We start from the raw sequence: 17,989 nt of genomic DNA, 5'->3' as shown, positions 1-17,989 counted from the left end.
CAACCGCATTTCCATCACTGACCTTCGCTCATGCACGCACGCAAGACCATCATCACCTGCGCGGTGACTGGCAATATCGTCACCCCGGAGCAGCACCCCGGCTTGCCGGTCACGCCGGCCCAGATTGCCGACGCCGCGCTGGAAGCCGCCGAGGCCGGCGCAGCTGCCGCCCACATCCACGTGCGCGACCCCGAAACCGGGCGCCCGTCGATGTCGCTCGACTACTACGCCGATGTCATCGACCGCATCCGCAAACGCAACCGCTCGCTGATCATCAACCTCACCACCGGACCCGGCGGCCGCTTCGTGCCGAGCGAGGACGAGCCGCGGGTGGCCGCGCCGGGCACCACGCTGCTGCATCCGGCGAAGCGCGTCGAACATATCGCGGCGCTGCGCCCGGACGTCTGCTCGCTCGACCTGAACACCATGAACTCCGGCGGCGACGTGGTCATCAACACGCCCACCAACGTACGCAAGATGGCCAGCGTGATCCGCGCGGCCGGTGTCATGCCCGAGCTGGAGATCTTCGATTCCGGCGACCTCAACATGGCGCTCGACTTCATCCGTGAAGGCGTGCTGGACGGTCCCGGCCTGTGGACCCTGGTGCTGGGCGTGAAGTACGGCTTTGCGCCCACGCCGGAAACCATCTTCTACGCGCGCAACATGCTGCCCGCCGGCGCCCACTGGTCGGCATTCGGCATCGGCCGCGCGGAGTTCCCGATCGTCGCCCAGGCATGGCTCGCAGGCGGACACGTGCGCGTCGGCATGGAAGACAACATCTATCTGGAGAAGGGCGTGCTGGCGCCAAGCAACGCGGCGCTGGTCGCCAAGGCGCGCGACATCGTCAGGTCGCTCGGCGGCGAGATTGCATCGTCGGCCGAGGCCCGGCGCACGCTTGGGCTGCGCGACGCCTGATCCCCCGCCATACAGAACTAAACATTTCAGGAAGGAATCACCATGAACACCATTCGAGTCAGCGAAAAAGCCGCCAATATCGATGTCCTGCAGCTGGAGCTGCTCGGCGTGCCGCGTCCGGAAGCGGCGCCGGGTCAGGTCATCATCGAAGTGGCCAGCGCCGGCGTGAACCCGAGCGACGTGAAGGCAACGCTCGGCATGATGCCGCATGCGGTCTGGCCGCGCACGCCGGGCCGCGACTACGCAGGCCTGGTGGTCGACGGTCCCACCGAACTGCTGGGCCAGCAGGTCTGGGGCAGCGGCGGCGAGCTCGGCATCCGCCGCGATGGCACGCATGGCAAGTATCTGCGCATCCAGGCCAGCGCCGTGCGCGCCAAGCCGGCGTCGGTGACGCTGCTGGAAGCCGGCGCCGTGGGTGTGCCGTTCATCACCGCCTATGAAGGGCTGCGCCGCGCGGGCATGCCGCAGGCTGGCAGCACCGTGCTGGTGTGCGGCGGGAATGGCAAGGTGGGGCAGGCCACCATCCAGATTGCCACGGCGCTCGGCGCGCGCGTTTTTGCCGTGGAGCGCACCGCGGAAGCCTATCGCGGTCATGCCACCGGCGACGTGCGCATGATCGATGCCAGCAGCGAATCCATCGCCGCCGTGGTGCGCGAAGAGACCGACGGGCACGGTGCGGACATCGTCTACAACACCGTCGGAAGCCCGTATTTCGAACAGGCCAATCAGGCCATGGCGATCGGCGCGACGCAGATCTTCATCTCGACCATCGAGAAGCCGGTGCCGTTCGACATCTTCGCCTTCTATCGTGGCCAGCACACCTATGTGGGCGTCGACACCCTTGCGCTGGACAGCAACGCCTGCGCGGGCATCCTTGACCAGCTCGCACCGATGTTTGCCTCGGGTGCGCTGCGGCCGTTCCCGGTCCTCTCGGACTACACCTATTCGCTCTCCAATGCCAAGGAGGCCTACCGGGCGGTCCTGCAAGGCGCGACCGAACGCGTGGTGCTCCAGCCATGAACACGACCCGCTTTGCACAGGCGCCGGCCTACTTTCCGGCCAATCATGAAGGCATGCATTGCCTGCGCCTGCAAGGGCATGAAGCGGGACCGTCCGAAGCCTTGTGGATGGGGGTCTCGGTGCTGCTGCCGGGCGGCCATACGTCGATGGATGCCTCGCCGGTGGAAAAGCACTACGTCGTGCTGGAAGGCGAAGTCTGTATCGCCACGCCCGACGAGCGCGTGACGCTGGGCCAGTTCGATTCCGTGCGCCTGGCGCCGGGTGAAGCGCGGCAGGTGTCGAACCCGGGCAACCGGCCGGCGCTGCTGCTGCTGGCGATGCCGTATCCCAAGGGCTGATCTTTTCGGGCCGGACTGCAAACGATTGCAAAAGAGCGGAGCAGACGGCCCGCCCACAACAACCACGACAAACCAGGGGAGACAAATGAAATCCATCAGAAAGCGTAGCCATCTGCTCATGCTGGCCATGACCGCAGCCTGTGGCGGCGAGGCCTGCGCGCAGTCAGCCGTGACACTGTACGGGCGCATCAATACGGCACTGGAGTACTCCTATGCCAACACGGCGACCGACGGCACCCGCCTTGGCGGCGTTGGGCGCCTGACCAACAACCGCTCAGTCTTCGGCATGCGCGGCGAAGAGGGCCTGGGCGGCAGCCTGAAGGCCATCTGGCAGATCGAAAGCAATTTCTCGCTCGATACCGGCCAGGGCCAGGTGGCCGGGCGCAATACGCGGGTGGGGCTGCAGGGAGATGCCGGCACGCTGTTCCTGGGGCACTGGCAGACCCCATACACCGAATCGACGCTGGCCTACGACCCGTACTATCCGACCACTGCCGGCTATATGGCGCTGATCGGCAACGGCTCCACCTCCAGTTCCGACAACGTGCAGGACACCAGCTCGTTCGACCGCCGGCAGAAGAACATCATCGTCTACAAGTCGCCGTCGTTTGCCGGCTTCAGCGGCGCCGCGGCGTGGGGCGTGAACGAGGAGAAGACCACCGTACCGCGCAATCCCGGCTTGTATTCGTTCTCGGCCGCCTACGACAACGGCCCGCTCAACGTGGCGCTGGCCTATGAAGTCCACCAGCACTACCAGACCGCCGGGCGCAACGATGACGCGATGAAGGCGGGCGTCTCGTACAAGTTCCCGACCACCACCGTGGCGCTGCTCTATGAACGCCTCCACTACCGCACCGCGACGGGTGACCTGACCCGTAACGGGTACTACGCCTCGCTGGTGCAGAAGCTCGGGCCGGGCAGCGTGCGCGTCGGTTTTGGCCTTGCCAGCAATGGCGCGGGCAACGCGACCGAGACGGTGGGCTTCTTCCGCAGTGGCGCGGAAACGGGCGCCACGCAGATCACGGTCGGCTACGACTATCCGCTGTCCAAGCGCACCGCGCTGTATGCGTACTACAGCCGCATCAACAACAAGCGCAATGCGATCTACGACTTTGCCATCAATGAACTGGGCGTGAGCGCGGGTGCAGACCCGCAGACGGTCGCGCTCGGCATGCGGCACTTCTTCTGAGGCAGGGGGCGGCACGCCCGGCATGGGCGCGCCGCATTCAACGGCGATGCGCGGTGCTCGCGCTCGCTTCTGGAGTGAGGAGACACAGAATGATTCGATCCATCCAAGGCACCGTGCTGGCGCTGGCGTCATCGCTCATGCTGGCGGCCGCACCCGCCGCCCACGCGCAACCGCAATATCCCAGCAAGCCGATCCGGCTGGTGGTGCCGTTCTCGGCGGGCAGTGCCACCGACATCCTGGCGCGCATCATCGGCAGCAAGATGGGCGAGGGCGGCACCTACCAGGTGATCGTGGACAACCGCCCCGGCGCCGGCGGCACCCTGGGCGCCACCGGCGTGGCCAAGGCGGCGCCGGATGGCTACACGCTGATCCTGGTTTCGGTCGGGCACGCCATCAACGCCACGCTGTATCCCAAGCTCTCCTATGACACGGTGAAGGACTTCGCACCGGTCTCGCTGGTGGCCACGGTCCCCAATGTGCTGGTGGTCAATGCCGGCAGCAAGTACAAGTCGGTGCGGGACGTCGTCAACGCCGCCAAGGCGACCCCGGGCGCGCTGAATTTCGACTCGGCGGGTTCCGGCAGCTCCACCCACCTGAGCGGCGAGATGTTCAAGATGCAGGCCGGCATCGACATCGTCCATATCCCGTACAAGGGCACGGGCGAAGCGCTGACCGACGTCATGGCTGGCCGGGGCGACATGATGTTTGCGCCCAGCGTATCGGCCATGCCCTTCGTCAGGCAGGGCAAGCTGCGGGCGTTGGCGGTCACCACGGCCAGGCGCGCCAGCGCGCTGCCGGATATTCCCACGGTGGCGGAGTCCGGCTTCCCCGGCTACGCGTTCGACTCCTGGTTCGGCGTGCTGGCGCCCGCCGGCACCCCGAAGGAAGTCGTCGATGCGCTCAATGCCGAGATCGGCAAGGCACTGGCCGCGCCGGATGTGCGCGAGCGCCTGGCCGCCCAGGGCGCGGAGCCAAAGCGCTCGTCCCCGCAGGAGTTTGCCGCCTATATCCAGGCGGAGATCGGCAAGCTGGCGCCGGTGGTCAGGCAATCCGGCGTGAAAGCGGGGCAGTAGCGTAGCCTGCAGGCGTGCGGCGACGGCGCGGGGGTGGCTTAGAATGGCGTATTCCAACTCTCCCCGGGCTGCCGCCCCGCCAACTGCCGTCATGCCCGAGCGCAAGCGCCTCACCCTGAAAGACCTGGCTGCCGAGATCGACGTGCATTACTCGACCGTCTCGCGAGTGATGAACCCGGCCACGCGGCACCTGGTGGCTGAGGACGTGGCGGCCCGCATCCTGGAGGTTGCCGAGGCCCGCGGCTTCCGCCCCAATCGCATCGCGGCGGGGCTGCGCACCCAGCGTTCCGGACTGGTGGGCGTGGTGCTGCCCGATATCTCCAACCCGGTGTTTCCGCCCATCCTGGCCGGGATTGAATCGGTGCTGGCGCAGCAAGGCTACGTGCCGATCGTGGTCAATGCCGGTACCGACAAGAGCCGGCAGCGTTTTATCATCGATCAGATGATCGGTCGGCAAGTCGAAGGACTGGTGCTTGCCACCGCGGAACGGGACGATCCGATACTCGCCTACTGCCTCAAGCAGCATATCCCCGTGGTCACGGTCAACCGGGGCGAAGACACGGGCCGGGTGTCCTGCGTGGTGAGCGACAACCTGCTGGCCATGCGGCAGACGGTCGACCACCTGGTCGGCCTGGGCCACCGCCGCATTGGGCATATTGCCGGGCCAGCCTCGCTGTCGACCGGCTTCCTGCGTCGCGAGGGCTTCCTTCAGGCGGTAAAGCGCCACCGCCTGCGCCGCGGGGAATGGCAAGTCATGGAAGCCGCCAGCTATTCGCGTGAAGCCGGCCGGCTCGCTTGCGAGCAACTCTTCGCGGCATTCCCGCAGATGACCGCCATTGCCGCCGGCAATGACCTGGTGGCGATGGGTTGCTATGACTTCCTGCGCGAGCGCGGCATGCGTTGCCCCGAAGACGTCTCGGTGGTGGGCCACAACGACATGCCTTTCGCCGACGCCCTGACGCCGCCGCTGACCACCGTGCGCATCGCCGTCCACGAAATGGGCGAGGAGGCAGCCCGGCTCCTGCTCAGGAAGATCGACAAGCCAGCTTCCGATGCCGTCACAGTGCAACTGACGCCGCAACTGATCGTGCGGGGTTCCACGGCTGCGCCGCGCGCCGCGGAATAGCGGCGATGCGGGGCGTCAGGCGTGGGCGCCGTCCAGGTAGGGATCGGCGGAGCGCGCCGGATCAGCGGACGGACCCGTGCGGTCCCACCCGGCCAGGATGCGTTCACCCTTGTCGTACGGATCGACATTGCGCGCGCCCTCGGTGTACGGGTCGCGTGCGTCTTGCACGGCGCGGGCGCCGTCGGTGAACGCGTTGCGTGCGTCCTGCACGGAACGTGCGCCTTCGCTGAACGGATCGCGCGCGCCGGGACCGGCGGCCTGGGCGCCGGCGGCGGCAGCTGCCAGGGCGAGGGCGAGAACAATGCGCTTGGTGAGATCGGTAATCATGGTCGGTTTCCTTGAGGTCTGGGTTGAACTGCGCGGCCGGGGGATCGTCTTGTCGACGCATGCCGTCGGTCCACGAGATGCATTAAAGGAAACCGGTGTATCTGCCCTATAGCGTGGAGACCCTGTTTCTGTCAGGGCACGTATCGTCCCCTGTGCTTGATACATAGCGGTACAAAAGGACCATGGGAGGCGCCAACGGGCGTAGGTGGCAGGGAGGAGGCGCGCGGCGGCCGGAGCGCTTTCCGGATACCGCGCGCCGGGGGAGGTGGTGTAAAGGCCGCGCACGCCGGGGAGCCGTCAGTTACCGGGCAATGCCGTACCGGGCGGCGGGCTGGTCACGCGAAAGATTGGGGCCGAGCGTGGCGCGTGCTGCCTCGAACGTGTTCCAGTCGGCCACGTCGGGCAACGACGGCACGGTAATCACCTCGCCCTGGTCCAGCCCTGCCAGGGCCGCGTCGACCAGGTCGTCGCCGCTCATGACCATCGATTGCGGCAGGTTCTCGACCGGCTGGCCGGCGGTGTCCCAGAACTCGGTGCGGGTGGCCCCCGGCAGGACCGCCTGGATGCGCACGCCCTTGCCGGCAAGCTCATGTTGCAGCGACTGGCTAAAGGCCAGTACAAAGGCCTTGGAGCCGCCGTAGACACCGTTCAGGATCTCGGGCGCGACCGCCACGACCGAGGCGATATTGATGATGGTGCCCTCGCCGCGCGCGACGAAGGCCGGGGCGGCGGCGTAGGTGAGCCGGGTCAGGGCCGTGACGTTGAGCTCGATCATTGCCTGCATCGTGTCGACATCCGATTCCAGCAGCGGTGCAGCGCCGCCGAAGCCGGCGTTGTTGACCAGCGTGGTGATGCTCGCATCCGTGCGCAGGATCTCTTCGATGCGTCGTACATCGGCTGCCTGGCCAAGGTCCGCGGTCACGATCTCGACCGACCGGCCGGTATCGTCGGTGATGCGGCGGGCCAGTGCTTCCAGCCGCGCGCGGTTGCGCGCCACCAGGATCAGGTCGTGGCCCCTGCGCGCCAGGCGGTCCGCATAGATGGCGCCGATGCCGGACGAAGCACCGGTGATCAGGGCGGTGCCGGAATGGTTGTTCGTGGTCATGTCAAAGCTCCAGATTCAGTGAGGGAGGGGACGTTCGTGGCGGTCGGCGCTGGATCGGCCGGCTGCGTGTAACGAAGATTAGGAGCACAATGGCGATGACACCAATGTCGTAGATGCCACCTTTTCTGCCAGCGCGCAGAATGCCTTTCACTGCCCTGAGGAGACCGACATGCATCACGTGGCCCTTGCCCTCTATCCCGGCTTCCAGGTGCTGAACCTAGCGGTCTCGACGGTGCTGGAGTTCGCCAACCGCTCGCTTGGTGAGCCGCTGTACAAGGTCCACCTGCTGTCCGAGCATGGCGGCCCCGTGTTGAGTTCCGGTGGCTTTTCCGTCAGCACCGAGCCGTTCGGCAAGCGCCGCTTCGATACCGTGCTGGTGGTGGGAGACAACGAAGTGCTGCCCACGGCGCCCGCCCTGGTGAAGTTCCTGCAACGTGCGGCGCGGACTTCGCGGCGCATCGGCGCCACCTGCACCGGTGCCTTCAACCTGGCCGAGGCCGGGCTGCTGGATGGCCGCCGCGCCACCACGCACTGGTACTACGCGGAGCAGCTGCGGCGGCGCTTCCCGAACGTCGGCGTGGAAGAGGACCGCATCTTCATCATCGATGGCCCGGTCTGGACCTCCGCCGGGATGTCGGCCTGCATCGACCTGGCGCTGGCGCTGGTGGAGAAAGACGCCGGTGGCGCGGTTGCGCGCGATGTGGCGAAGTCACTGGTCGTGTATCACCGGCGCGCCGGCGGGCAGTCGCAATTCTCGGCACTGCTGGACCTGGAACCCCGCTCGGATCGCATTCGTGCCGCGCTGGATTTTGCGCGGCAGAACCTGCAACAGGAACTTTCGGTGGAACAACTGGCGGATGCGGCGCACCTGAGCCCGCGACAGTTCGCGCGCGCATTTCGTGACGAGACCGGGCAGACCCCCGCCAAGGCCGTGGAGCACCTGCGCGTGGAGGCGGCCAGGCTGATGATGGAAAGCGGCCGCCATGCCATCGATGTGGTGGCGCGGGATACCGGCTTCGGCGACCGCGAGCGCATGCGGCGTGCCTTCCTGCGGGCGTTCGGCCAACCGCCGCAGGCGATCCGGCGCATGGCGCGCGGCGACGAACTGCAGCCTGCGTAGGGGCGGCCGTGCTGGTACCGAGGCATGCAAGCCGGCCGGGCATCCGACTTGTTACCCCAGGTACCAATTCCTGTTCCCCGCCATGCCTTTATCCCAGGCCGGCGCGCACATAGAGTTAGTCGCGTGACCCCCACCTGATTGGAGCCAGTATGTCTGTGCAAGAACGACTCGCAGCGCGCGGCCTGGTGCTGCCGCAGCCCCCGCAGCCCCTGGGCAGCTATACCGCGGTCAGCCAGGCCGGCGACCTGCTGTTCATCTCCGGGCAGTTGCCCTTGCAGGATGGCAAGGTGGTCTGGCAAGGCCAGATCGGCAAGGACCTGGATGTCGGGCAGGGCAAGCGTGCCGCCGAGCTGGCGGCGCTCAACGTGCTGGCGCAGATCCATGCCTACCTGGGTGGCTTCGAGCGCCTGGACCACATCGTCCGTGTCGACGGGCATATCTCCAGCGCGCCCGGCTGGTTCGGGCAGCCGGCGGTCCTCGACGGTGCCTCGGACCTGTTTGGCGAGGTGCTGGCAGAGAAGGCCGGCCACGCGCGAACCATTTCCTCGCATTTCCAGCAGCCGGCGAATGCGGCCGTGATCCTCGTGGTCATTGCCCAGATCCGGCCTGCATAAGCGCGGCGTGAGCCGTTACGCCGAGAATTTCTCGACCAGGAAGTCGACGAACGCCCGTACCCGGCGCGAGACGTGGCGCGCGGACGGGTATAGCAGCACAAAGGGGCGCGTACTGCCGCCGTAGTCCTTCAGCACCTCCACCAGCGTGCCGTCGCGCAGGTCCTGTTCCACGACGAAGCGGTAGGTCTGGAACAGGCCCGCGCCGGCGCGCACCAGCGTTGCCCCGCCCAGGATGTCCTCTGACGCCGCATACGAGCCGGTGGTCACGATATCCGTGTCCTCGCCGTTGACCTGGAACGTCCATGGGATCCGTCGGCCGCTGCTCGGGCGCTCGAACTGGATGCACTCATGCCTGAGCAGGTCCTCCAATGACTGCGGCGTGCCGGCACGCCGCAGATACCCGGGCGTTGCCACCACCACCAGTTCCGCCTCTTCCAGCTTGCGCGCGATCAGGTTCGAGTCATCCGGCGCACGCCCGCGCACCGACAAGTCATAGGTGTCATCGGCGAAGTCCACGTTGCGGTTGCTGATGTGCACGTCGATCTCGACTTCGGGGTAGCGCTCGCGGAATGCTGGCAGCACCGGCAGCACGCGATAGTGCGCGTAAGGGGTCGGCAGGCTGATCCGCAGCCGCCCCGCAGGGGCAGCCTGCTGGCCGCTGATCTGCCGCTCCGCGTCCACCAGTTGCGCCAGTGCGCCGCGGCTCTGCTCGAAATACACCCGTCCTTCGTCGGTCAGGCGGATCTGCCGCGTGGTCCGCACGAAGAGCCGCACCCCCAGGCGCTCCTCCAGCCTTTGCACAGTGCGGCTGACTGCGGGCGGCGTCACGCCCGCGGCCACTGCCGCCGCGGTAAAGCTGCCCAGCTCCGCGGCCAGGCAGAACAGCTCGATGCTGCCAAGCTGAAGGTCATCGAATTGCCGTTTCATTTCTTTGGCTTGCGACCGCAGGCCGCACCGGATCAAGCGATGCATCCATCATATGTGCGCCACTGGCAGAAGTCGATGTCCGGGCCGTGGCCGGAGCCGAAGTGACTGCGAGGCTGCGCGCGCCAGGCGCGCCGGAGGATTCGTCCCGCTCTATTTGTGCTTGTGGCGCAAGACTGTTTGTGCCGCCAGGGTCTTCGAATGCGGAAGCGAATTGCCTAGATTGGAACCCATCGGAGCCGCCGGCCCGATCGGCAAGCAAGCCGATTCAATCTACATCGAGGTTCAAGAAAATGAGCGCAGCACAGAAAGTCGTTGTCATCACGGGCGCATCGCAAGGCATTGGCGCTGAACTGGTCAAGGCGTTCCGGGAACGTGGCCATCGCGTTGTCGCCACGGCGCGCAGCATCAAGCCGTCGGACGACCAGGACATCCTGGCAGTTGCCGGCGATATCGCCGATCCGTCCACGGCGCGCCGCGTCATCGCCGAGGCCGTGGCAAGGTTCGGCCGCATCGACACCCTGATCAACAACGCCGGCATCTTCATCGCCAAGCCGTTCACCAGCTATACCGACGAGGACTACGCGGCCGTCACGGGCATCAACCTGACGGGTTTCTTCCATATCACGCAGCTGGCCATCGCGGAAATGGAGAAGCACCGCAGCGGGCACGTGGTCAGCATCACGACCAGCCTGGTCGACCATGCGATCAGCGGCGTGCCGTCGGTGCTGGCCTCGCTGACCAAGGGTGGCCTGAACGCCGCCACCAAGTCGCTTGCCATCGAGTATGCCAAGACAGGCATCCGCGCCAACGCGGTCGCGCCCGGCATCATCAAGTCGCCGATGCACGCGCCGGAAACCCATGAGGCGCTGGGCGCCCTGCACCCGATGGGGCATATGGGCGAGATGCGCGATATCGTCGATGCTGTCCTGTATCTCGACAGCGCACCGTTCGTCACCGGCGAGATCCTGCATGTAGACGGCGGCCAGAGCGCAGGGCATTGAGCGGACACACCCGCGGCGCGCGCCGGCGCACCGCAGGTGGTTCCCGACGGCGCGATGGGGGAATACCCGTCGCGCCGTATTGCGTTACTCTTTCTGTGCCCGGCGCCGCGCCTGGCGGTTTTCAATCAAAATGCCAAGGTGACGCCGATGGACGCACACACCGACCACATCCTGATCGTGGATGACGACCGCGAAATCCGTGAACTGGTCTCCACCTATCTCACCAAGAACGGCTTGCGCGTTACCGTGGTGCCAGACGGGCGGCACATGCGCTCGTTCCTGGACGTCAACAGCGTCGACCTGATCGTGCTCGATGTGATGATGCCGGGCGACGATGGCCTGGTGCTGTGCCGTGAACTGCGGGCGGGCAAGCACAAAGCCACCCCGGTGCTGATGCTGACCGCGCGCAGCGACGAGACCGACCGCATCGTCGGCCTGGAAATGGGCGCCGACGACTATCTTGCCAAGCCCTTCGCCGCACGCGAGCTGCTGGCCCGCATCAAGGCGGTGCTGCGCCGGACCCGGATGCTTCCGCCCAACCTGCAGATCACCGAGGCCGGGCAGCTGCTTGCTTTTGGCGACTGGCAGCTGGACACCACCGCGCGCCACCTGATTGACCAGGATGGCGTCATCGTCGCGCTGAGCGGCGCGGAATACCGGCTGCTGCGCGTCTTTGTCGACCATCCGCAGCGCGTGCTTAACCGCGACCAGCTGCTCAGCCTCACGCAGGGCCGCGAAGCGGAAATGTTCGAACGCTCGATCGACCTGCTGGTCAGCCGCTTGCGCCAGCACCTCAAGGACGATGCGCGCGAGCCCCGCTACATCAAGACGGTGCGCAGCGAGGGCTATGTCTTCTCGACGCCCGTGGAGATCCGGGAGGCACGCCAGTGAATCTCCGTGCCTTGCCCTGGCCCCGTACGATGGGCTCGCGGCTGTTCCTGATCCTGCTGGCCGGGCTCATCGTCGCCCATGGCCTGTCGTTCGGCGTACTGTTTGCCGAGCGCTACATCACCGCGCGCCAGGTCATGCTCGGCACCCTGGAGACCGACGTCTCCACGTCGATCGCCATCCTGGACCGCCTGCCCGCGGCGGAGCGCCCGCAGTGGCTGCGGCACGTGAATCGCGGCGCCTACCAATACATACTGGGGCCGGGGCTGCAAGGCGTGCCGGAGATGTCCGCGCAGGCCACGGAAGTTGCGGACCGGATCATGGAGGCGAGCGGCGGCCGCTTCCCGGTCAGGATCGAGTCCATCCCCGGCGAGGGCAAGCGCATGCAGGCCCACCTGACCCTCAGCGATGGCAGCCCGCTGACCATCGACGTGCATCCGAAGCCGACGCCGGTCGCGCAATGGCTGCCTTATGTGCTGGTGATCCAGTTGCTGCTGCTGGTCCTGTGCTGCTGGCTTGCCGTGCGCCTGGCGATCCGCCCGCTGGTGGCGCTGGCCAATGCCGCCGACGCGCTCGACCCGAATGCCAGGACCCAGCCTCTGGGCGAGACCGGGCCCACCGAACTGGTACGTGCCGCGCGCGCATTCAATGCCATGCGCGAGCGCATTGCCCGCTTTGTCGAGGAGCGCGTGCAGATCCTGGCCGCGATCTCCCACGACCTGCAGACGCCGATCACGAGGATGAAGCTGCGTGCGGAGCTGGCGGAAGACTCCGACGACAAGCGCAAGCTCGTGCGAGACCTCACCGAGATCGAGACGCTGGTGAAGGAGGGTCTGGCCTACGCGCGCGCCACGCATGGCGATGGCGAGAAGCCGTCGCGGATCGACATCGGGTCGTTCGTCGAGAGCCTGGTCTACGACTACCAGGACACCGGCAAGGCCGTCACCATCCTGCAGAGTGCCGGCGGCGCCATCGAGACGCGCCCGCACGCCTTGCGCCGCATCCTGACCAACCTGACCGACAACGCCCTCAAGTTCGGCGGGGCGGCGGAGCTGAGCGTGCACCGCGAGGACGGCGGCGTGGTGATCATCAGCGTGCTTGACCGCGGGCCCGGCATCCCGGCAGCGCAGCTCGAGTCCGTGCTGCAGCCGTTTGTCCGGCTTGAGGCATCGCGCAACCGGGAGACCGGCGGCACCGGCCTGGGCCTCGCGATTGCTCACCAGCTTGCGCTGGCGATCGGCGGCTCGCTGACGCTGCGCAATCGCGAGGGCGGTGGCCTGGAGGCGCAGCTCAGGGTGGGTTGAGCCGCCGCCCGCTACGTTACCAGCCGCCCCCCAGCGCACGGAACGTTGCCACTGCCGCGCGGGCATTATCGGCGCCCACACGTGCCTGCTGGTCGCGCGCGGCCAGCAGCAGGCGGTCTTCCTCCAGCACTTCGAACAGGCTGACTGCGCCGCCCTTGTAGGCGTCCTCGGCGGCGCCGCGCGCGCGGGCGTGGGCAGCCACTTCCACGGTCAGCTCCTTGCCCTGCAACTCCAGCTGGGTCAGCGTAATGATCGCGTTCTCCACGTCCTCGGTGGCGCGCAGCATGGCCTTGAGGTAGGTGGCCAGGGCTTCGGCGTTGGCGCCCTTGGCCTGCGCCACTTCGGCGTCCACCCGGCCGAAGTCGAACAGCCGCCAGCGCAGTCCCGCGATCGCGGCGGGCTGGAATGCGGACGCCGTGAACAGCTTGCCGGCGGAAAGGCTCTCGAAGCCGAGCAGCGCTGACAGCGAGAGCTTCGGGTAGTACTCGGCAGTGGCCACGCCGATGCGGGCATTGGATGCCGCCAGCCGGCGCTCCGCGGCAATCACGTCCGGGCGGCGTTGCAGCAGGTTGGCCGGACCTTGCGCCACGGCGATCTGCGGCACGGCGGTGCGCTCGGTCGGCGTCAGGAGTTCGGCGGCATAGGTGCCCGGATGCGCGCCCATCAACACATCGAGGCGGTTCAGCTGCGTTTCCAGCTCGATCTGCAGCGGCGGGATGGTCACGCGGGTCTGTGCAAGCTGCGCTTCCGCCTGGGCCCGTTCCCGCTCCGCGCCGATGCCATCGGCCAGCCGCAACTGCACCAGCTCGAGCAGCTTTGCATTGGTCCGCACCTGCTGTTGCGCGATGGCGATGCGCTGCTGCGCGCCGCGCACGCGGAAGTAGGCATCGGCCGCTTCGGCGGCCACCAGCACGCGCACGCCCAGGTGCTCGGCTTCCGCGGCCTGGGCCTCCGCGCTGGCGGCCTCGGCGCCGCGCCGCAGGCCGCCGGCCACGTCGATCTCCCAGCTTGCCCCCACGCCAGCGCTGTACAGCGTCTTGTTGCGGTCAAAGCCCGGCGCGTTCTTGCCGAGGCTGCCCAAGGGTCCTTCCAGCGACTGGCGCTGGCTGGTCACGCTGCCGGACAACGATGCCTGCGGCAGCAGTTCGGCGCCGGCGTGGCTGGCCGCGGCGCGGGCCTGGTCGACCCGCGCAATGGCAGCCGCCAGGTCGAGATTCTGCTCCAGCGCGCGCTGGATCACGCGCGTCAGCGCGGGATCGTCAAAGCCCAGCCACCAGCTGTCCAGAGACGGCGCCGGCTGGGCCGCGTCGCGGGCGTCCAGCGCCGCTGCGTGCGGGTAGGCCGCGGGCATGTCCGAGGCCGGCATGCGGTAATCGGGGCCGGCCGCGCAGGCCACCAGGGTGGCCGCGGCGCTGGCCGCAAGCAGGGTGGGCAGGAGGCGGGCGATACCGGCGCTGGTGCGCCGGAGCGAGGGACGGAATGGACTTTGGGGCATGACGGACACCTTTCAACAGCGACGAATAAAGCACAAGCCAAAAACTAACTTGCATGATGATAGTTACTACTCTAGACTAACTTTCAAATTGATAGCAACCCCATTTTCGGAGGAAGCCAGTCATGCACAGAAACCCGCTTGCTGAAACGCCGTGCCCCATCGCCCGCACGGTGGCCCGCGTAGCCGACAGCTGGAGCGTCCTGATCCTGCGCGAAGCGTTCTACGGCGTGACGCGCTTTGATGAGTTCCAGCAGAACCTGGGCATCGCCCCCAACATGCTGACCCGCCGCCTGCACTCGCTGGTCGAGGAGGGCATGCTGGAGCGCCGCCTGTACTGCGACCGCCCGCCGCGTTCCGAGTACATCCTGACCGAGCGTGGCCATGACTTCCGCCCGGTCCTGCTGGCCATGCTGGCTTGGGGCAACAAGCATCTCGCGTCCGAGGGCGAAAGCGTGCAGCTGGCCAACCGACTCACTGGCGAGCGTGTCGAGCCGGTACTGGTCGATGCCGCCAGCGGCCGCCCCGTCACCGACCCTGATTTCCACATCGCCCCCGGCCCGGCGGCTACCGACGGCCTGCGGCGGCGGCTGAACCGCTCGGCCGAAGCCTGACCTGAACTCTCCCGAACCCTACCGAACCCTCCACCTACGCCGCCTCGCAGGCGGGGTAAGCCTTGAAAGCAGAAAGGAAGTGCCATGAGCAGTAATACGCTGACTGAACGGGCGGGTACCGAACCCGTTCCCGCTTCGAAATCCAAGGCCAGCCCCAAGCGGCTGCTGGCGACCGGCGCGCTGGTTGTTGCCGGATTGGCTGCGATCGGATACGGCTACCACTGGTGGACATCGGCTCGCCACCTGCAGCGTACCGACGACGCCTATGTCGGCGGCGATGTCACGGTGATCGGCGCCAAGGTCGGCGGCTACATCGCGGAAGTCGCGGTGACGGACAACCAGACGGTCCACGCTGGCGATGTGCTGGTCCGCATCGACGACCGCGACTACCGCGCCGCACTGGCCAAGGCCGACGGCGCCGTGGCCGCGCAACAGGCACTGCTGGCAAACCTGGATGCCACCGCGCGCCTGCAGGAGGCGGTCATCGCCCAGGCCAAGGCCGGCATCGCGGCCACCAATGCCGACACCGTACGGGCGCGCGACGACCAGGTGCGCTACGCCAGCCTGGTGGCGAAGGCGGCTGTCTCCATCCAGAGCTCGCAGAAGGCTGACTCGGACTACAAGCAGGCCCAGGCCAATGGCGAGAAGGCGCGTGCCTCGCTGCTGGCCGCGCAGCGCCAGCTGGACGTGATCGGCACGCAGAAGCAGCAGGCGCAGGCGTCACTGGCGCAGGCGATTGCCGAGCGCGACATCGCGAAGCTGAACCTTGGCTATACGGAACTGCGCGCGCCCGTGGACGGCACCGTGGGCAACCGGCGCGCCCGCGTCGGCGCTTTTGCCGGTGCCGGCAGCCAGCTGCTGTCCATCGTGCCGGCCAGCGGGCTGTGGGTTGACGCCAACTTCAAGGAAGGGCAACTGGCGCACATGCACCCCGGCATGCCGGTCGAAATTGAAGCCGATGTTGTGCCGGGGCGGGTCTTCCATGGCCATATTGCAAGCCTGGCGCCCGCCACCGGTGCGCAGTTCAGCGTGTTGCCGCCGGAGAATGCCACCGGCAACTTCACCAAGATCGTCCAGCGCGTGCCGGTGCGGATCCGCCTGGATGAGCAGGATGCCCGGCTTGGCATCCTGCGCCCGGGCCTGTCGGTTATCGCCCAGGTCAACACGCAGCCAGGCAAGCAGGTGCAGTGATGACCACGGCCAGCCTGACCAGCCCTGCGTCCGCCGTGGTGGCGACGCCAGACACGATGTCCACCGGCGCCAAGGTGTTTGCTTTCAGCACGATGTGCGTGGGCATGTTTATCGCCTTGCTGGATATCCAGATCGTTTCCGCCTCGTTGCGCGATATCGGTGGCGCGCTCTCGGCCGGCGCCGATGAAACCGTCTGGGTGCAGACCAGCTACCTGATCGCCGAGATCATCGTCATTCCCTTGTCCGGCTGGCTGTCGCGCGTGATGTCGACGCGCTGGCTGTTCGCTGCCTCCGCGGCGGGCTTCACGGTAACCAGCCTGCTGTGCGGGGTGGCGTGGGACATCAACAGCATGATCGTGTTCAGGGCGCTGCAGGGTTTCCTGGGCGGCTCGATGATCCCGATGGTGTTCACCACGGCCTTTGCCTTCTTCGTCGGCCCCCAGCGTGTCATCGCCGCCGCCACGGTCGGCGCGCTGGCCTCGCTGGCGCCGACGCTGGGGCCCACCATCGGCGGCTGGATCACCGATCACTATTCCTGGCACTGGCTGTTCTTCATCAACCTGGTGCCGGGCATCTTCGTCACCATCGCCGTGCCGCTGCTGGTCAAGGTCGACCGGCCCGACTGGTCGCTGGTGCGCGGTGCCGATTACCTGGGCATGGGCCTGATGGCGCTGTTCCTGGGCTGCCTCGAATACACGCTGGAAGAAGGGCCGCGCTGGGACTGGTTCGGCGACGACGTGATCCTGGCCACCGCCTGGATCGCCGGCCTGTCTGGCGTGGGCTTCATCTGGCGCACGCTGACCTATGCCAACCCCGTGGTGGACCTGCGTGCGCTCAAGGACCGGAACTTCGCGCTTGGCTGCTTCTTCTCCTTTGTCACCGGCATCGGCATCTTTGCCACCATCTACCTGACGCCGCTGTTCCTGGGGCGCGTGCGCGGCTTCAGCGCGCTGGATATCGGGCTGGCGGTGTTTTCGACGGGCGTGTTCCAGATGGCGTCGATCCCGCTCTATGCCTTCCTGGCCAACCGGGTCGACCTGCGCTGGCTGATGATGATCGGCCTGGGGCTGTTTGCGGTGTCGATGTGGTACTTCGCGCCCATCACGCACGACTGGGGCGCGGCGCAACTGCTGCTGCCGCAGGCGCTGCGCGGCATGGCCCAGCAGTTCGCGGTGGCGCCCACGGTGACACTGACCCTGGGCAGCCTGCCGCCGGATCGGCTCAAGCTTGCGTCCGGGCTGTTCAACCTGATGCGCAACCTGGGCGGGGCCATCGGCATCGCGGCCTGCGCGACCGCGCTCAACAACCGCGGCAACATGCACTTCCTGCGCGAGGCAGAGCACCTGAACATCCGCAATGAAGCCATGGGCAACCTGTTGCAAGGGATCAGCGATCAGTTCGTGGCGGTCGGGCACGATGCGCTCGATGCACAGACCGCGGCGCTCAGGCAATTGTGGGGGCTGGCCTGGCGCGAAGCGCAGACCCAGACCTTTGGCGACATCTTCCTGCTGATCCTGGTCTGCTTCGCGATCGCCACCGCCATGGTGCCGCTGATGCGCAAGGTTGGAGCGCCGAAGGGCCCGTCGGCAGACGCGCATTGATGAGGGAAAGACCTTGACATCCTCCCCGCCCTAAAGAGAGGGGATTCCCTCTGCAGGCGATCGATGTCCCGATCGGGCAAGGATATTTAGCGCAGCGTTCACATCGCGATCATGAACAGCACCGCATTCACTGCATACCCACTG

19 protein-coding genes are annotated in these 17,989 nt (G+C 67.0%); 14 read left to right on the top strand and 5 right to left on the bottom strand.

From position 1 onward, the window contains the following. Positions 1-30: 30 nt before the first annotated feature. The 6 genes from ACW4E8_RS29055 to ACW4E8_RS29030 all read left to right on the top strand — a co-directional run bounded on the left by ACW4E8_RS29055 (position 31) and on the right by ACW4E8_RS29030 (position 5,661). Positions 31-915 carry a 3-keto-5-aminohexanoate cleavage protein gene (locus tag ACW4E8_RS29055; protein WP_456807661.1) on the top strand — a complete coding sequence of 295 codons (885 nt, stop codon included), beginning with the start codon at positions 31-33 and terminating at the stop codon, positions 913-915. A gap of 42 nt (positions 916-957) precedes the next feature. After that, positions 958-1,935, top strand: coding sequence for a quinone oxidoreductase family protein (locus ACW4E8_RS29050; protein WP_456807660.1), 978 nt, complete (start codon positions 958-960; stop codon positions 1,933-1,935). Continuing rightward, positions 1,932-2,273, top strand: coding sequence for a cupin domain-containing protein (locus ACW4E8_RS29045; RefSeq protein WP_456807659.1), 342 nt, complete (start codon positions 1,932-1,934; stop codon positions 2,271-2,273). Before ACW4E8_RS29050 ends, ACW4E8_RS29045 begins: the two co-directional genes overlap by 4 nt. An 85-nt stretch (positions 2,274-2,358) precedes the next feature. Then, positions 2,359-3,462 (top strand): porin, encoded by a 1,104-nt coding sequence (locus ACW4E8_RS29040; RefSeq protein ID WP_456807658.1) that lies wholly within the window; start codon positions 2,359-2,361, stop codon positions 3,460-3,462. 89 nt (positions 3,463-3,551) lie between these two features. After that, on the top strand, positions 3,552-4,535 hold the full coding sequence (locus ACW4E8_RS29035; RefSeq protein WP_456807657.1) for a tripartite tricarboxylate transporter substrate binding protein: 984 nt from the start codon (positions 3,552-3,554) through the stop codon (positions 4,533-4,535). Positions 4,536-4,626: 91 nt separating this feature from the next. Next, on the top strand, positions 4,627-5,661 hold the full coding sequence (locus ACW4E8_RS29030; RefSeq protein WP_456807656.1) for a LacI family DNA-binding transcriptional regulator: 1,035 nt from the start codon (positions 4,627-4,629) through the stop codon (positions 5,659-5,661). Between the two features lie 15 nt (positions 5,662-5,676). Here the strand turns inward: ACW4E8_RS29030 and ACW4E8_RS29025 are convergent, their stop codons facing one another. Together ACW4E8_RS29025 and ACW4E8_RS29020 are read right to left on the bottom strand one after the other, a co-directional pair. After that, complete coding sequence (locus ACW4E8_RS29025) at positions 5,677-5,988, bottom strand: hydroxyquinol 1,2-dioxygenase (protein ID WP_456807655.1); 312 nt, start codon at positions 5,986-5,988, stop codon at positions 5,677-5,679. Positions 5,989-6,289: 301 nt separating this feature from the next. Continuing rightward, entirely contained in the window at positions 6,290-7,093 is an 804-nt protein-coding gene (locus tag ACW4E8_RS29020; protein ID WP_456807654.1) for an SDR family NAD(P)-dependent oxidoreductase, read from the bottom strand. A 169-nt stretch (positions 7,094-7,262) separates the two neighbouring features. On the opposite strand from ACW4E8_RS29020, the gene ACW4E8_RS29015 reads away from it, so the two are divergent. Beyond that, positions 7,263-8,213 carry a GlxA family transcriptional regulator gene (locus ACW4E8_RS29015; RefSeq protein WP_456807653.1) on the top strand — a complete coding sequence of 317 codons (951 nt, stop codon included), beginning with the start codon at positions 7,263-7,265 and terminating at the stop codon, positions 8,211-8,213. Positions 8,214-8,362: 149 nt separating this feature from the next. Further along, positions 8,363-8,827 (top strand): RidA family protein, encoded by a 465-nt coding sequence (locus ACW4E8_RS29010; protein WP_456807652.1) that lies wholly within the window; start codon positions 8,363-8,365, stop codon positions 8,825-8,827. A 15-nt stretch (positions 8,828-8,842) separates the two neighbouring features. On the opposite strand, the gene ACW4E8_RS29005 is transcribed toward ACW4E8_RS29010, so the two are convergent. Next, a complete protein-coding gene (locus ACW4E8_RS29005) occupies positions 8,843-9,754 on the bottom strand; it encodes a LysR substrate-binding domain-containing protein (protein WP_456807651.1) in 912 nt (303 codons plus the stop codon). 290 nt (positions 9,755-10,044) lie between these two features. On the opposite strand from ACW4E8_RS29005, the gene ACW4E8_RS29000 reads away from it, so the two are divergent. The 3 genes from ACW4E8_RS29000 to ACW4E8_RS28990 all read left to right on the top strand — a co-directional run bounded on the left by ACW4E8_RS29000 (position 10,045) and on the right by ACW4E8_RS28990 (position 12,947). Next, positions 10,045-10,755: an SDR family NAD(P)-dependent oxidoreductase gene (locus ACW4E8_RS29000; protein ID WP_456807650.1), complete on the top strand. Its 711-nt coding sequence runs from the start codon at positions 10,045-10,047 to the stop codon at positions 10,753-10,755. 147 nt (positions 10,756-10,902) lie between these two features. Beyond that, positions 10,903-11,646 (top strand): response regulator, encoded by a 744-nt coding sequence (locus ACW4E8_RS28995; RefSeq protein ID WP_316156991.1) that lies wholly within the window; start codon positions 10,903-10,905, stop codon positions 11,644-11,646. Further along, the gene (locus ACW4E8_RS28990) at positions 11,643-12,947 is read left to right on the top strand and encodes a sensor histidine kinase (protein WP_456807649.1); all 1,305 of its coding nucleotides are present in this window, start codon (positions 11,643-11,645) and stop codon (positions 12,945-12,947) included. The genes ACW4E8_RS28995 and ACW4E8_RS28990 overlap by 4 nt, the downstream gene beginning before the upstream one ends. Before the next feature lie 16 nt (positions 12,948-12,963). On the opposite strand, the gene ACW4E8_RS28985 is transcribed toward ACW4E8_RS28990, so the two are convergent. Beyond that, complete coding sequence (locus ACW4E8_RS28985; RefSeq protein WP_456807648.1) at positions 12,964-14,442, bottom strand: efflux transporter outer membrane subunit; 1,479 nt, start codon at positions 14,440-14,442, stop codon at positions 12,964-12,966. Positions 14,443-14,564: 122 nt separating this feature from the next. Between ACW4E8_RS28985 and ACW4E8_RS28980 the strand changes: the two genes are divergently transcribed. The 3 genes from ACW4E8_RS28980 (at position 14,565) to ACW4E8_RS28970 (ending at position 17,845) form a co-directional block, all read left to right on the top strand. After that, positions 14,565-15,053 (top strand): winged helix-turn-helix transcriptional regulator, encoded by a 489-nt coding sequence (locus ACW4E8_RS28980; RefSeq protein WP_456807647.1) that lies wholly within the window; start codon positions 14,565-14,567, stop codon positions 15,051-15,053. A gap of 84 nt (positions 15,054-15,137) precedes the next feature. After that, positions 15,138-16,244: an HlyD family secretion protein gene (locus ACW4E8_RS28975; RefSeq protein WP_456807646.1), complete on the top strand. Its 1,107-nt coding sequence runs from the start codon at positions 15,138-15,140 to the stop codon at positions 16,242-16,244. Further along, positions 16,244-17,845 (top strand): DHA2 family efflux MFS transporter permease subunit, encoded by a 1,602-nt coding sequence (locus ACW4E8_RS28970; protein WP_456807645.1) that lies wholly within the window; start codon positions 16,244-16,246, stop codon positions 17,843-17,845. The genes ACW4E8_RS28975 and ACW4E8_RS28970 overlap by 1 nt, the downstream gene beginning before the upstream one ends. Before the next feature lie 30 nt (positions 17,846-17,875). Here ACW4E8_RS28970 and ACW4E8_RS28965 read toward each other — a convergent pair. Further along, positions 17,876-17,989 (bottom strand): zinc ribbon domain-containing protein (locus ACW4E8_RS28965; RefSeq protein WP_456807744.1); only part of this gene is annotated, 114 nt, incomplete at its 5' end.

This window comes from Cupriavidus sp. CP313, from assembly GCF_054072015.1.
This window is presented reverse-complemented; position numbering and strand designations above follow the sequence as displayed.